The sequence below is a fragment of the Mesorhizobium sp. Cs1299R1N1 genome, from assembly GCF_037179655.1.
In the GTDB taxonomy this organism is placed as follows: Bacteria; Pseudomonadota; Alphaproteobacteria; order Rhizobiales; family Rhizobiaceae; genus Mesorhizobium; species Mesorhizobium salmacidum.
This window is the reverse complement of record NZ_JAPYKR010000013.1, coordinates 20,410-33,922: the sequence shown is the minus strand read 5'-3', so window position 1 is coordinate 33,922 and position 13,513 is coordinate 20,410. Positions and strand designations below refer to the sequence as shown.

The following is a 13,513-nucleotide window of genomic DNA, read 5'->3' as shown; positions in this document are numbered from 1 at the left end:
CGGTCCTGCGGCTGGACCGGTTCAGGGTGCCACATCGAGATGGCCCCTCATGTTCGGATGGAAGCGGCAGAAATAATCCACCGCCCCCGCTGTCTTGAGGGTCACTTGTCCCTTGGAGTTCGGCGGGATCATCACGTCCCAGCCACCCTTCACGGTAGCCGTGTGGGCGACCACGTCCTTGTTCACCCATTCGATCGTGTCGCCGACTTTGGCCTGGAGGCTTGCCGGCGAATAGACGAGCCTGTCGATCGTCACCTGGATGGTTGCGGCCGTCGCCGGCGCCGCCGCAAGGGTCAGCGCCAGCATTGCCAGCCACGCCAGATGATCCAAGGCGCCCGCTTTCATTTCAGCATGCCGGCGACGTGTTCGGCATGCTGCTCATGGCCCTGGAAGATCTTGAGGCCGGTCTCGAGCAGGCTCTTCAGCTCGGCATTGCTGGCCGAGGGGATGAGCAGGGTTTCGAGCGCGCCATCGACCTGCTTGTGATAAGCGACCTCGTTTTCGATATAGGCCTTGTCGAAGGCCGCGCCTTTCAGCTTGGCGAGCTTGGCGCGTTCCTCTTTCGCGGCCTTCGTCAGCGCCTGGCTGGTGGCGTTGTCCTCGGGCTTCACCTTGAGCTTCTTGACGAGGTCGAGCGCCTGCTTGTTCACCGCTTCGTGGTCGCGCTCCATGTCCTTGGCGAAATCGACGACCTCCTTGTTCTTCGATGTCTTGATCGCCTGCTTGGCCGCCTCGATATCGAGGACGCCTGCCGTATAGGCGATATGGGCGATCTGCGGGTCGGTCGGCTTGTCGGCGGCTTGCGAGACCGGGGCGGTGCCGACGAGAAGCAGGGCGGCAAGGGCAACGGTATATCGGGTGAACATGGCATCCTCCTTGGCCCGACCGCGAAGAGGCGCCGGGCTCAAATCTTTCAGTTGACGCCCATTGGATGCGGGGCGGAGAGAAACGTTCCCGAAAATCAGGACCGCATCATTCGAAGCCCAGCCGTTCCATCACCGCCCGGGTCAGTCGCTCGCAGCGCCGCCCGGCGAACGGGAAGGCATCGAGCAGCACAGGGCCGATTTCATCGTCCAGCGCCTTGCGTAGCAGGACACGGGCCCGGTGCAGCCTCGTCTTGATGGTCTCCGGCCGCACGCCAAGCAAATCGGCGGTTTCTTCCATGCTCAGGCCCTCGATGACGCGGGCGACGAAGACCATGCGGTAAATGTCGGGCAAGCTGTCGGTCGCCCGTTCGACAAGTGCGAGAATCTGCCGCTGCGCCATCGCGCGCTCCGGATCATCATTGGAATTGAGGGGAAACCGGATGATTTGCGCTTCCGGGTTGTCGGGCATCTCCACCATGCGACGCTTCTTGCGCAGGCGGCCAAGCGCTTCGTTGATGACGATGCGCGACAGCCAGGTGGCGAGCGTGGATTCGCCGCGAAACGCCGCAAGGCTGGCGAAGGCGCTGACATAGGCCTCCTGGACAACATCCTCGGCTTCGGCGTCGTTGCGCAGAATGCCGCGCGCGATGCGGTAGAGCCGCTGATTGTGTATTTTCATGATGGCGCGAAAAGCATTCGGCTCGCGCGCCTGTGCCTTGTGGACGAGCAGCATGTCGCCGGAAACGCTTTCGGCAACCATGGGTGCCGTGGCGGGCGTTGCGAGCTTGCTCATCGCGACCGGATCTCCCCGAATAGGCGCCTCTTCGAACAGGCGCGCCTCTTCGAACATGCGCTTGACTGTACGTTGGATGCGCCTGCCGGCAAAAGGTTCCCGGATCAGCGGGATCCGGGCTCGCTATTCTAGGCCGCCGCCAATCCTTTGTCTGCTGTCTGCACGCGTGCGGCGGCCGCCAACAGGTCGGTCTGCGTGATCAGGCCGAGAATGCGCCGCTCGCCGTCGACGATCACCACGGCATGGCTGCGGCCGTCGGTCAGCGCCGGAAGCAGGCTCATCGCCGGCGTCTCGGGCGAGGCGGTGCCGGCTTTTGCCATCACGCTTTTCACCGTGTCGACGGCTTTCGTCAGCTCGCGTAGGCCGACGGCGCCAACCAGCCTTGCTTCGGCATCAACCACCGGCAAGGTGCGGATATTGTGATCGAGCAGTTGCCGGCGTGCCTCGTCGGCGGTGGCCTGTTCGGGCACCGAAACCACGTCGCGCGACATGATGTCCTTGCACAGCAGCGTCCGGTGCGACCGCACCATGGCCTGCAATTCGACCTGTCGCAGCAGCCGTTCGAGGTCGTCGCGGTCGATATCGAAGGTCTCGTCGAGCGCCGTCAGCGCCGCGTCGATGTCCTCGGGCCGGAAACCGGCGCGCTGCTGAGCCGGGGGATCGGCGGTGCCGTGGCTGTTGGCGACCGGTGCCACGACATGCGGGTAGTTGCGCCGCGCCAGCTTGTGGAAAAGGAAACCCAGCGCCACCAGGATGGTCGAATTCAGGGCCACCGGCACGAACGGGAACAGGAAGCCCGCGCTGATGACGGCCGGCCCACCGAGCACCGCCGTCAGCGCGGCAGCGCCGCCTGGCGGATGCAGGCAGCGCGTGAACGACATCGCGGCGATGGCCAATGCCACCGCGAGACCCGAGGCCATCACCGGATCACGGATGAAATGCGCGACGGTCACGCCGACCAGCGCCGATATGGAGTTGCCGCCGATGATCGACCAGGGCTGCGCCAACGGGCTCGCGGGCACAGCGAACAGAAGCACGGCGGATGCGCCCATCGGCGCCACCAGTAGGGCCACATGCGGGCCGCCGCCCATCGCCAGTCCGCTGATCACGCCGGTCAGCGCGATGCCGATCGTGGCGCCGATACACGCCAGGATGCGTTCACGCAGCGTCGCGCCGGCTAGGATGGGGACAAAAAGACGAAAGGCCATGGAGAAACTTTGCGAGGAATGGATCTGTCGAGGATGCGTGCGGCACGCAATGCGGCCGAATTCGCCGATTTGAAAGTCAAACAAATCCGTAAAGTCGCGGCGCAGGAGAATAATATTGCGCGCCGGCTTTCGCCGGAGTGCTGGCTGCGGCTCCCGCTTTGTCATCAGCGTCAAGGGCTTGCGACCCTTTGCCGGGTCTGTCTGACGTCAGTCCGTGCGTGCCGCCGCCGTAAGCCCGCGCTGGATGTCGGCTTTCAAGTCGTCGACATCCTCGAGGCCGATCTGCAGGCGGATCAACGGACCTTCGTAAGGGCCTTTCGCAACGACGCGGTCGCCAAGCCAGACAGGCACAGCGAGGCTCTCATAGCCGCCCCAGGAATAGCCGAGACCGAAGATCTGCAACGCGTCCAGGAAAGCGTGCTGCTCCTTCTGGCCGCCGCCGGCAAGCACGATGGAAAAGATGCCGCTCGAACCGCGGAAGTCGCGTTTCCATAGGGCGTGATCCGGATGGCTGGGAAGGGCAGGGTGGAGCACGCGCGCCACGCCCTTCTGGCCTTCGAGCCACGACGCGATGGCGAGTGCGCTGCGCTGATGATGCTCGAGCCGCACGCCCATTGTGCGCAGGCCGCGCAGCACCTGATAGACATCGTCGGGGCCCGCACAGCAGCCAAGCGTGCAAAAGCTCTCGTAGAGCTGCTTCCAACAGGCCTCAGTGGCCGAGACCGTGCCGAGCAGCACGTCCGAATGTCCGGCCGGATATTTCGTCGCCGCGTGGATCGAGATGTCGACGCCATGGTCCAGCGGCCGGAAATAGAGCGGCGTCGCCCAGGTGTTGTCCATCATCACGATGGCGCCGGCCGCATGCGCCGCCTTGGCGATTGCCGGGATATCCTGCACCTCGAACGTATTGGAGGCCGGCGATTCGGTGAACACCACTTTGGTGTTCGGCTTGATCAACGCCGCGATGCCGGCGCCGACATTGGGAGCATAATACTCGACCTCGGCGCCCAACCGCTTCAGCATCGTGTCGGCGAAGTTTCTCGTGGGGTGATAGACGGAATCGACGATCAGCAGATGGTCGCCCGCCGATAGGAAGGCGAGCAGCGGAATGGTTACCGCCGCCAGGCCCGATGGCACCACGATGGTGCCGGCGGATCCCTCCAGCGCATCGATCGCCAGTGCAAGGGCATCGGTCGTCGGTGTGCCGCGCGTGCCGTAGGTGTATTTCTGGTTGCGTGCGGCCATCGCGGCGGCATTGGGGTACAGCACGGTCGAGGCATGCACCACCGGCGGATTGACGAAGCCGAAATAGTCGTGCGGGTTGTTGCCCGAATGGGCAAGCCGCGTGTTGATGCCCACCTTGCCGGAACCCTGCTCGCTGCCGTCTTTCGCCATTCTTGGTCGCCTTGTTTGATAGGGCGGTAGCCATAGTGCGGCGTCGTGGGCCGTGCAACAGCCCACTGTCCGCCAGGAATGGACTTCGAATATGCCAATTCTCGGTCTGGGGGACATCGCAGCCAGGCTCGGATTCTGAAACCGGCCGACCGTGTGGCAATGTCTTGTTGGCAATTTCGATAGCTAGCCGATCTACCTATTGTAGCCGGCGGTGAAAGTTATATAATAAACTTCTAATATTAATCGCCGGACTGCCTCGATCAGATGCTGCCGGATGATTGTTGCCGGTTGACCGCCTGGTCCTCCCGATCCGGGTATCGCGCTTACCGAGCGCGGCAAAGGGAGGAATGCCATGCCTGATGTCAAATGGACAATGAAGGCGCGCGAATTCGTCAGCTGCAATTGCGCCTATGGTTGCCCTGCCAGTTCAATGCCTTGCCGACCCATGGTTTCTGCCAAGCCGTTGCCGGCATGGAGATCGAGACCGGTCACCATGGCGACACCAGGCTCGACGGGCTACGGCTTGTCGGGATCTTCCGCTGGCCGGGCGCTATCCACGAGGGCAAGGGCGAAGCGGCTGTGATCATCGACGAGCGGGCGACCGAAGCCCAGCGCAACGCGTTGCTGCGCATTTTCGGCGGCCTTGACACCGAGCCCGGCGCAACCATGTTCGAGGTGTTCTCGACCACGCTGGAGAAGTTCCATGACCCGATCTTCGCCCCGATCGATTTCGCGGTCGACGTCGACGCGCGAACCGGGCGGCTGCATGTCAATGGCATAACCGATGGCCAAGGCGAGCCGATCAAGAATCCGGTCACCGGCGCCCGGCACAGGGCGCGCATCGACCTACCGCGCGGCTTCGAATACGCGATCGCCGAAATCGGGCGCGGCTGGACCAAGGCAACGGGCCCGATCAAGTTCGAGGTAGCCGATACGCACAGCCATTTCGCCAATCTGCATCTCACGCAGAGCGGCGTCGTGCATTGAGCTGATCCAATGGGCGATACGGCACTCAATGCGGTGCTGCGGCGCGACCATGCGGTCGTGACGGGCGCGCTCGTCGTGATTGTCGCGCTCGCCTGGGCCTATATCCTTTGGCTCGCTGCCGTTATGATGCCTGGTGCCCCTATATCGGGCGGCGACATGGCCGGATTGTACATGTCGAACATAGATATGGGTGCCGCCGTGGCGCCGGGTTTCCGGGCTTGGGCATCGGCCGATTTCGTTTTCATCTTCACGATGTGGGCTGTGATGATGATCGGCATGATGACGCCGTCGGTCGCGCCGATGTTGCTGCTCTATGCCGGCGTCGGCCGCAAGGCGCTGGCGGATGGCCGCCCTGTCGCTTCGACGGCATGGTTTTTTGCCGGTTATCTCATCGTCTGGGTCGTCTTCAGCATCGTGGCCACCGGTGCGCAATGGCTGCTCGCCCGTTTCGCCTTGCTCAACCCCGCGATGGCGACCGGCAGTGCCGTAGTAGGTGGCCTCGTCCTCATCGCCGCCGGCCTTTATCAATGGACGCCGATCAAGGGCGTCTGCCTGCGCCAATGCCAGGCGCCGATCGCGTTCCTGGCGAGCCATGGCGGGTTCCGCACCACCGCGTCCGGCGCGCTTCGGCTCGGCATCGATCACGGCGCATATTGTCTCGGCTGCTGCTGGGCGCTGATGGCCCTGCTGTTTGTCGGCGGTGTCATGAACCTCTTGTGGATCGCCGGCATCGCCTTCCTTGTTCTCCTGGAGAAGGTGGTCCCAACTGGGCAATTGATCCCGCGGGTCTCCGGTGCATTGATGGTTGCGGTCGGCGCCTTTCTCATCTTTCCGGCGCTTTGAGAGTGCGCGCCAACTTTGTCCACAAGCAATATTGGCCGGCAATCAGGGGGTATCGTCGGCCGAAGGGTATCACGCAACGTCAATGCATTTCGTGCTGAGGGCAGTAACGCTAAGGTATAGCCCGGAACGGATTTTACAGCACCGGCTCACATCCGCGTCAAATGAGCTTTGCCGAGCAAATTTGCGCTTCTGACTAAATCGCGGGCGCATCTGTCTGCAATTCAGGCATTTCAGGCAATCGATTTTCAAACCCGTTGCAATTCGGTCATTTTCCTTGACCTCACGGGAATTATCGCCTTCGATGCTGTTCGTGAATGGGAGGCGGCGCGTCGGTTTGCGATGCGGGGTTTCGGGAATGGGCCGGGATGGGAGCTGCGTTCACAAGGGAAAAAAGATCAGGGTTTTGCCTGAAAAAACAGAAAAGGGTCTGTGGGTTATGAAACACATTGCTATCGGCATTCTTGGCGTCGCCACGCTCGGACTGATGGCGTCGGCCGCGTCAGCCGCGACGCTCGACACCGTCAAGGCGAAGGGCTTCATCCAGTGCGGCGTCTCGACCGGTCTGGCCGGCTTTTCCGCGCCGGACGACAAGGGCGACTGGCAAGGCATCGACGCCGATTTCTGCCGCGCGGTTGCCGCCGCCGTTTTCGGTGACGGCACCAAGGTCAAGTTCACGCCGCTCAGCGCCAAGGAGCGCTTCACCGCGCTGCAGTCCGGTGAGGTCGACATCCTGTCGCGCAACACCACCTGGACGATCAACCGCGACACCGCGCTCGGCCTGAATTTCATCGGCACGACCTACTATGACGGCCAGGGCTTCATGATCAACGCCAAGAAGCTGCCGGGCGTCAATTCGGCGCTGCAGCTTTCGGGCGCCGCCGTCTGCGTGCAGAGCGGCACGACCACCGAACTCAACCTCGCCGACTATTTCAAGGCGAACAAGATGGAATACAATCCGGTCGTCTTCGAGAAATTGGAAGAGGTCAACGCCGCCTATGATGCCGGCCGCTGCGACGTCTACACCACCGACCAGTCGGGCCTTTACGGCATTCGCTTGACGCTCGGCTCGCCGGCCGATCACGTCGTGCTGCCCGAGATCATCTCGAAAGAGCCGCTCGGACCTGCCGTTCGCCAGGGCGACGACCAGTGGTACCACATCGTCAAGTGGACCTATTTCGCTCTGCTCGATGCCGAGGAACTCGGCATCACCAAGGCCAATGTCGACGAGATGAAGAACTCCGCCAGCCCGGAGATCAAGCGTGTGCTCGGCCAGGAAGCCGATACCAAGATCGGCACCGATCTCGGCGTCTCCAACGACTGGGTCGTCAATATCGTCAGGGCTGTCGGCAATTACGGCGAAATGTTCGACCGCAATGTCGGCTCGGGCAGCCCGCTCAAGATCGCCCGTGGCATCAATGCGCTGTGGACCAAGGGCGGCCTGCAATACGCGCCGCCGATCCGCTGATCGAAATGTGATCCGGAAGGCAGGCACCTGCCTTCCGGTTTCTCTTTCACAGGGGACGTGACATGGCATCGCAGGAAATCCTACGCGAGGAGCCGAGCCGCGGCTCCTTCGTCAATGATCCGAGAATACGCAGTCTCTTCTTCCAGACGCTGGTCGTCGTCTTGTTGTTCGGCTCCATCTGGTGGATCGTGCAGAACGTCATCGACAATCTGCATCGCCTGCACATCGCCTCCGGCTTCGGCTTCCTCAAGGGGCGCGCCGGATTCGACATATCGGACACGCCGATCGCCTATACGTCGGACTCGACCTATGGCCGCGCCATCATCGTCGGCCTGATCAACACCATCATCGTTGCCGCCGCCGGCATCATCACCGCCACCATCATCGGCTTCGTCATCGGCATCGGCCGCCTGTCGCAGAACTGGCTGATCCAGAAGATCTGCACGGTCTATGTCGAGATTTTCCGCAACATCCCGCCGCTGCTGGTCATCTTCTTCTGGTATTCCGGCGTGCTCGCCGTACTGCCGCCGCCGCGCGACTCCTATCATCTGCCTTTCGGCTCCTTCCTCAACCAGCGCGGCTTCTATTTTCCCCGCCCGGTCTGGGGCGACGGCTCCTGGCTGATCCTGGTCGCCCTTGTCGTGGGCATCGCCATGTCCTGGTTCGTCGCCCGCAAGGCGCGTCAGCGGCAGATGGCGACAGGCCAGCAATTTCCGGTGTTCTGGACGTCCGCCGCGCTGATCGTCGGCCTGCCGCTGCTCGCTTACGTGCTGAGCGGCTTTCCGCTGAGCTTTGATTTGCCGAAACAGTCGACCTTCAACCTGACCGGCGGCTTCCAGGTCAAGCCGGAATTCCTGTCGCTCTATCTGGCGCTGTCCTGCTACACGGCGGCCTTCATCGCCGAAATCGTGCGCGCCGGCATCAGGGGCGTCAGCAAGGGCCAGACCGAGGCGGCGGCGGCACTTGGCCTGCGATCCGGGTCGATCTTGCGGCTGGTCGTGGTGCCGCAGGCCATGCGCATCGTGATCCCACCGCTGACCAGCCAGTATCTCAACCTGACCAAGAACTCCTCGCTGGCGATCGCCATCGGTTATCCCGACCTGACGGCGACAGCCGGCACGGTTCTGAACCAGACCGGGCAGGCGGTCGAAGGCGTGCTGATCATGATGATCGCCTATCTCATACTCAGCCTTGTGACCTCGGCTGTCATGAACGTGGTCAACGCCAGAATGGCGCTGGTGGAGAGGTAGAGCCATGCAGGAACATGACATGTCCTGGGTGCGTACCGAGATGGCGCTCGCGCAGCCCGCGCCGGCGAGCGTCAGCGGCCCCATCGCCTGGGTGCGCAGGAACCTGATCGGTTCGGTCGGCGACACCATCCTCACCATCCTCGGCATCGTCATCGTCGCCTGGATTCTGCCGCAGGTCATCAACTGGGCGTTCATCAACGCACAGTGGACCGGGCCGGATCGCACGGTCTGCGCGACCGTTGCGCAAGGCGGCATTCAGCCCGACGGCTGGAGCGGAGCCTGCTGGGCTTTCGTCAACGCCAAGTTCGGCCAGTTCATGTTCGGCACCTATCCGGTCGAGGAGCGCTGGCGGCCGATCCTGGTCGCCATCCTGTTCGTGGTACTGCTGGTGCCGATGCTGATGCCGCGTGTGCCGCGCAAGGGGCTGAATGCCATCCTGCTCTTCCTGGTGCTGCCGATCGTTTCCTTCTTCCTTCTGGTCGGCGGCATATTCGGCCTGCCGCATGTCGAAACCTCGCGCTGGGGCGGGCTGCTGATCACGCTGAGCCTGTCCTTCGTCGGCATCGCCGTGTCGTTGCCGCTGGGGACCGTGCTGGCGCTCGGGCGGCGATCGAAGATGCCGATCGTCAAGATGCTGTGCGTTATCTTCATCGAAGCCGTGCGCGGCATACCGCTGATCACCGTTCTGTTTTTCGTCAGCGTCATGCTGCCGCTGTTCCTGCCGGCCGGCGTCACTTTCGACAAGTATCTGAGGGCGCTGATTGGTGTGTCGCTGTTTGCGGCGGCCTATATGGCCGAAGTGGTGCGCGGCGGCCTGCAGGCGATCCCCAAGGGCCAGTATGAAGGCGCCGATTCGCTCGGCCTCGGCTACTGGCAGAAGATGGGGTTGATCGTGTTGCCGCAGGCGCTGAAGCTGGTCATCCCCGGCATCGTCAATACCTTCATCGGCATGTTCAAGGACACCAGCCTGGTCCTCATCATCTCGATGTTCGACCTGCTCGGCATCGTCAAGCAGAACTTCTCGGATGCCAATTGGGCAACGGCGCAGACCGCGAAATCCGGCCTGGTCTTCGCGGCCTTCGTCTTCTGGCTGTTCTGCTTCGGCATGTCGCGCTATTCAATGTACACGGAACGCCGGCTCGACACCGGCTACAAACGCTAAACAAAAGAACAAGGGGACCCCAGCCATGGCCACCGAAAACGCCGTCAGCGCGGAAGAGATCAAGGTCAACGCCGCCAAGATGCAGATTTCCACCACCGATGTCGCCATCGACATCATCGCCATGCACAAATGGTATGGCGAGTTCCATGTGCTGAAGGACATCAATCTGAAGGTGATGCGCGGCGAGCGCATCGTCATTTGCGGACCGTCCGGGTCTGGCAAGTCGACCATGATCCGCTGCATCAACCGGCTGGAGGAGCACCAGAAGGGCAAGATCATCGTCGACGGCAAGGAACTCACCAACGATCTGAAGAAGATCGACGAGGTGCGCCGCGAGGTCGGCATGGTGTTCCAGCACTTCAACCTGTTCCCGCATCTGACCATCCTGGAGAACTGCACGCTGGCGCCGATCTGGGTGCGCAAGACACCGAAGAAGCAGGCCGAGGAAATCGCCATGCATTTCCTCAAGCGGGTCAAGATTCCCGAGCAGGCCAACAAATATCCGGGCCAGCTTTCCGGCGGCCAGCAGCAGCGCGTGGCGATCGCCCGCTCGCTGTGCATGAACCCGCGCATCATGCTGTTCGACGAGCCGACCTCGGCACTCGACCCCGAAATGATCAAGGAAGTGCTGGAGACCATGGTTGGACTGGCCGAAGAAGGCATGACCATGCTCTGCGTCACCCACGAGATGGGCTTTGCGCGGAAAGTCGCCAACCGGGTGATCTTCATGGATCAGGGCCAGATCGTCGAGCAGAACACGCCGGCCGAGTTCTTCGACCATCCGCGCCACGAACGCACGAAACTGTTCCTGTCGCAGATCCTGCACTGAACGCTCCGACGCCGATTCGAAAAAGCTCGGCCGCGCCATGCCGGGCTTTTTTGCGTCTGGCTCGTCAGGTAATGATCTTCTCCATTGAGCCGCGAACGGAATCGCGAAGCCGCACCGATGAGAAAACTCCTGCGTTTCCTGGCCTTGCTGATTGCGGCAGTGGTGCTCGCCGTGGCGCTCGGCACGCTGGTGCCGCGGCCGCTCTGGCCGGCGGCCGCCGCGGGTGAGGGCACGCGGCGCATATTGGTGCTGAAGAACGCGATCCACACCGACATCGCCATTCCGGTGGACGACGAGATGCGCCGGCGCTTCCGTTTCCTGACCGATGCCGGCCTGCCTTCGGACGCACCTGAAGTGCGCTACATCGTCTTCGGCTGGGGTGGGCGGGCCTTTTACCTGGAAACGCCGACATGGTCGCAAGTGAAGACCCTGCCGGTATTCAAGGCGCTGACGCTCGACGCTTCGGTGATGCATGTCGACCTCGCCGGCGATATCACCGAGGCGCACCCCGATGTCGCCGGCTTCGACGTGGACAAGGACCGTTTCGCCGCATTGCTCGACTTCATCGACGCGAGTTTTCAGCAGGGACCGAGCGGCCCGATCGTCATCGACAATGCCGCCTACTCCAATTTCGACCGTTTTTATGAGGCCAATGGCCGTTTCAACGCGCTGATCGGCTGCAACACCTGGACGGCGGCGGCACTGCGCACCGCCGGCCTGCGCACCGGCTGGTGGAACCCGCTGCCGGCATCGCTTGGGCTGTCGATGCGGCTGTATAATTGATGGCTGAGCGTTCTAGACTAGCTGGGATGTAGTCAGTCTACGCCAAGTCACAGCTCGCCGCCAAAACTCCTCGCTCAGTTCTGGTATATCGCTGGTATCGACATCACCTTCGAGCCGAGCCTTCAGCTTGGCGATTTCCGCCTTTTGGCTTTCCGTCAGCGGCGGCGGGTTCGCCGGATCCATCCCATATCGGATGACTTTGCTCATAGGCGTATTCTATTGTCTGCGGCGGTCGTTGTCGAACACGAACGTTTTGCTCTTTCGCAGCGCCGATCTATCGAGCTTCATTGTCGCGACTGCGTTTTACCGCCTTACAATCTTTCTCGCCTCCCACCCATAAAGCCAATCCAAATCCGCCGCGAGCTTCTCTCCCGGCCGCGTCGCCAGGAGGAGATTGCGCGCCAATGCCACCGGTCCCCGGGCGTGCCAGGCGAGGCGGTTGAGCGCGCCGCGTTTCAGCACCTTTTCGATGCGCGGTCGTCTCAGCTTCTCCCAGATGGTGAGGCTTTGCGTCAGGTCGCCGGGGAAGTCGGCAATGAAATCAGCAAGCATCGCGGCGTCCTCGATCGCCATGGCGGCACCTTGCGCCGCGAACGGGGTCATCGCATGTGCGGCGTCGCCGATCAGCGCGATGCCGGCTGGCATCGTCCAGGGCTGTTTCCGTTCGACTGTATGGAGTGGCCAGGTCAGCCATGGGCCAGCCAATTCCACCAGTCTTGCAAGGCCCGCGGCCGTGCCACGCATGGCGCTGGCGAGGATGCCGGGATCGGTGTGTCCGGACCAGCCCTCGGCAATGCGCTCGCCTTCGGTGAAAGCGACAAGGTTGAACGCGTCACCCTTGCTCACGGGATAGGCCACCAGATGAAAGCCGGGGTGCAGGAAGGTGGTGACGCAGTCGGGGGCGCCGATCGCGGCAAAGGCTCGCCCGGCTTCACTGTCCGCGCTCACCGTCGCGCGCCAGGCCAGTTCGCCGGAGAATTGGCTGTTCGCGAGGCCGGCTCCGCCGCCTGGGCCGGCAAGCCTCCGCACCGACGACCAGACGCCGTCGGCGCCCACCAAAAGGAAACCCGCTGCCTGGACGGGCTTGCCGTCCATCTCGGCGGTCACGGTGACGCCGTGCGTGCCGGCGGCGATGTTGCCGACGCGCGCGCCGGTGGTGAGCTGGATGCCGGGCATTTGCGCGACGCGCGCCATCAGGGCGTCTTGCAGATCCGCCCGGTGCGCCACGAGATAGGGCGCCCCCCAGCGTTCCTCGCCGGCGCCGCCAAGCGGCACGCGTGCCAGTTGGCGCAGGCTCGCGGCGTCCTTCAGCACCACGGCTTCCGGCTTGACGGCATTGGCGAGAAGCGTGTCGAGGACGCCAAGCCGGCACAGAATGCGCGTCGCGTTTGGCGAGAGCTGGATGCCGGCGCCCGCCGCGTCGAGGCGCTTGGCCTGTTCGAACACCCTCACGGGGTAGCCGCGTTCGGCGAAGGCGATCGCTGCCGTCAGCCCGGCGATGCCAGCCCCGGCAATCACGACCTGCCGGGACCGCGTCTCGCTCATGATCGAGAGGTCAGGCGGCCTGGTCGATGTAAAGGCAGCCCGCCGGCAGCGTTTCCGTCGGCTTCAGCTTCGGCGAATAGCGGTAGAGGGTCGAGCAGTAGGGGCAGACTTTCTCATTGTCGTCGCCCATGTCCAGAAACACGTGCGGATGATCGAAAGGCGGGTTGGCGCCCGTGCACATGAATTCCTTGACCCCGATGTCGATTGCCGGATGGCCCGCATCGTTCTGGAAATGGGGAATGGAACCGCCTGCCATCGTCGTCTCCTTAACGCAGTCTCTTCTGCATCTGGATCATATCAAACCTCTTTGCAAGTTCGATGAAATCAAACTGTCGCAAAAGCCTGTCAGAGAACTGTCGCAAAAGCCTGCCACAGGATAAGTTAAGC

At 62.7% G+C, this 13,513-nt stretch carries 15 protein-coding genes and 1 pseudogene; 8 read left to right on the top strand and 8 right to left on the bottom strand.

Translation table 11 applies throughout. The annotated features are described in order from the left end of the window. Positions 1–21: 21 nt before the first annotated feature. The 5 genes from O7A70_RS25650 to O7A70_RS25630 all read right to left on the bottom strand — a co-directional run bounded on the left by O7A70_RS25650 (position 22) and on the right by O7A70_RS25630 (position 4,262). The gene (locus O7A70_RS25650; protein WP_337142885.1) at positions 22–345 is read right to left on the bottom strand and encodes a cupredoxin domain-containing protein; all 324 of its coding nucleotides are present in this window, start codon (positions 343–345) and stop codon (positions 22–24) included. Then, complete coding sequence (locus O7A70_RS25645; RefSeq protein WP_337142884.1) at positions 342–866, bottom strand: DUF4142 domain-containing protein; 525 nt, start codon at positions 864–866, stop codon at positions 342–344. The genes O7A70_RS25650 and O7A70_RS25645 overlap by 4 nt, the downstream gene beginning before the upstream one ends. Before the next feature lie 106 nt (positions 867–972). After that, a complete protein-coding gene (locus tag O7A70_RS25640; RefSeq protein ID WP_337142883.1) occupies positions 973–1,659 on the bottom strand; it encodes an RNA polymerase sigma factor in 687 nt (228 codons plus the stop codon). A gap of 128 nt (positions 1,660–1,787) precedes the next feature. Continuing rightward, positions 1,788–2,867: an HPP family protein gene (locus tag O7A70_RS25635; protein WP_337142882.1), complete on the bottom strand. Its 1,080-nt coding sequence runs from the start codon at positions 2,865–2,867 to the stop codon at positions 1,788–1,790. 207 nt (positions 2,868–3,074) lie between these two features. Beyond that, complete coding sequence (locus tag O7A70_RS25630) at positions 3,075–4,262, bottom strand: cystathionine beta-lyase (protein ID WP_337142881.1); 1,188 nt, start codon at positions 4,260–4,262, stop codon at positions 3,075–3,077. A gap of 352 nt (positions 4,263–4,614) precedes the next feature. Between O7A70_RS25630 and O7A70_RS25625 the strand changes: the two are divergent. The 8 genes and pseudogenes from O7A70_RS25625 to O7A70_RS25590 all read left to right on the top strand — a co-directional run bounded on the left by O7A70_RS25625 (position 4,615) and on the right by O7A70_RS25590 (position 11,581). Then, positions 4,615–5,249: pseudogene (locus tag O7A70_RS25625) on the top strand (DUF1326 domain-containing protein). Between the two features lie 9 nt (positions 5,250–5,258). Further along, positions 5,259–6,092 (top strand): DUF2182 domain-containing protein, encoded by an 834-nt coding sequence (locus O7A70_RS25620; RefSeq protein ID WP_337142880.1) that lies wholly within the window; start codon positions 5,259–5,261, stop codon positions 6,090–6,092. A gap of 168 nt (positions 6,093–6,260) precedes the next feature. Next, a complete protein-coding gene (locus tag O7A70_RS25615) occupies positions 6,261–6,503 on the top strand; it encodes a hypothetical protein (RefSeq protein WP_337142879.1) in 243 nt (80 codons plus the stop codon). A 25-nt stretch (positions 6,504–6,528) separates the two neighbouring features. Continuing rightward, positions 6,529–7,557, top strand: a complete 1,029-nt coding sequence (locus O7A70_RS25610) for an amino acid ABC transporter substrate-binding protein (protein WP_337142878.1) — start codon at positions 6,529–6,531, stop codon at positions 7,555–7,557. 62 nt (positions 7,558–7,619) lie between these two features. After that, complete coding sequence (locus O7A70_RS25605) at positions 7,620–8,807, top strand: amino acid ABC transporter permease (protein WP_027144473.1); 1,188 nt, start codon at positions 7,620–7,622, stop codon at positions 8,805–8,807. A 4-nt stretch (positions 8,808–8,811) separates the two neighbouring features. After that, complete coding sequence (locus O7A70_RS25600; protein WP_337107966.1) at positions 8,812–9,969, top strand: amino acid ABC transporter permease; 1,158 nt, start codon at positions 8,812–8,814, stop codon at positions 9,967–9,969. 79 nt (positions 9,970–10,048) lie between these two features. Continuing rightward, complete coding sequence (locus O7A70_RS25595; protein ID WP_031213892.1) at positions 10,049–10,798, top strand: amino acid ABC transporter ATP-binding protein; 750 nt, start codon at positions 10,049–10,051, stop codon at positions 10,796–10,798. A 117-nt stretch (positions 10,799–10,915) separates the two neighbouring features. After that, complete coding sequence (locus O7A70_RS25590) at positions 10,916–11,581, top strand: TIGR02117 family protein (protein WP_337142877.1); 666 nt, start codon at positions 10,916–10,918, stop codon at positions 11,579–11,581. Between the two features lie 12 nt (positions 11,582–11,593). Here O7A70_RS25590 and O7A70_RS25585 read toward each other — a convergent pair whose 3' ends face one another. From O7A70_RS25585 to O7A70_RS25575, 3 genes are all read right to left on the bottom strand, one after another. Next, a complete protein-coding gene (locus O7A70_RS25585) occupies positions 11,594–11,788 on the bottom strand; it encodes a hypothetical protein (protein ID WP_337142876.1) in 195 nt (64 codons plus the stop codon). Between the two features lie 96 nt (positions 11,789–11,884). Then, positions 11,885–13,126 carry an FAD-dependent monooxygenase gene (locus O7A70_RS25580; RefSeq protein WP_337142875.1) on the bottom strand — a complete coding sequence of 414 codons (1,242 nt, stop codon included), beginning with the start codon at positions 13,124–13,126 and terminating at the stop codon, positions 11,885–11,887. A 10-nt stretch (positions 13,127–13,136) separates the two neighbouring features. Beyond that, the gene (locus tag O7A70_RS25575; protein ID WP_337142874.1) at positions 13,137–13,382 is read right to left on the bottom strand and encodes a zinc-finger domain-containing protein; all 246 of its coding nucleotides are present in this window, start codon (positions 13,380–13,382) and stop codon (positions 13,137–13,139) included. Positions 13,383–13,513: the final 131 nt, after the last annotated feature.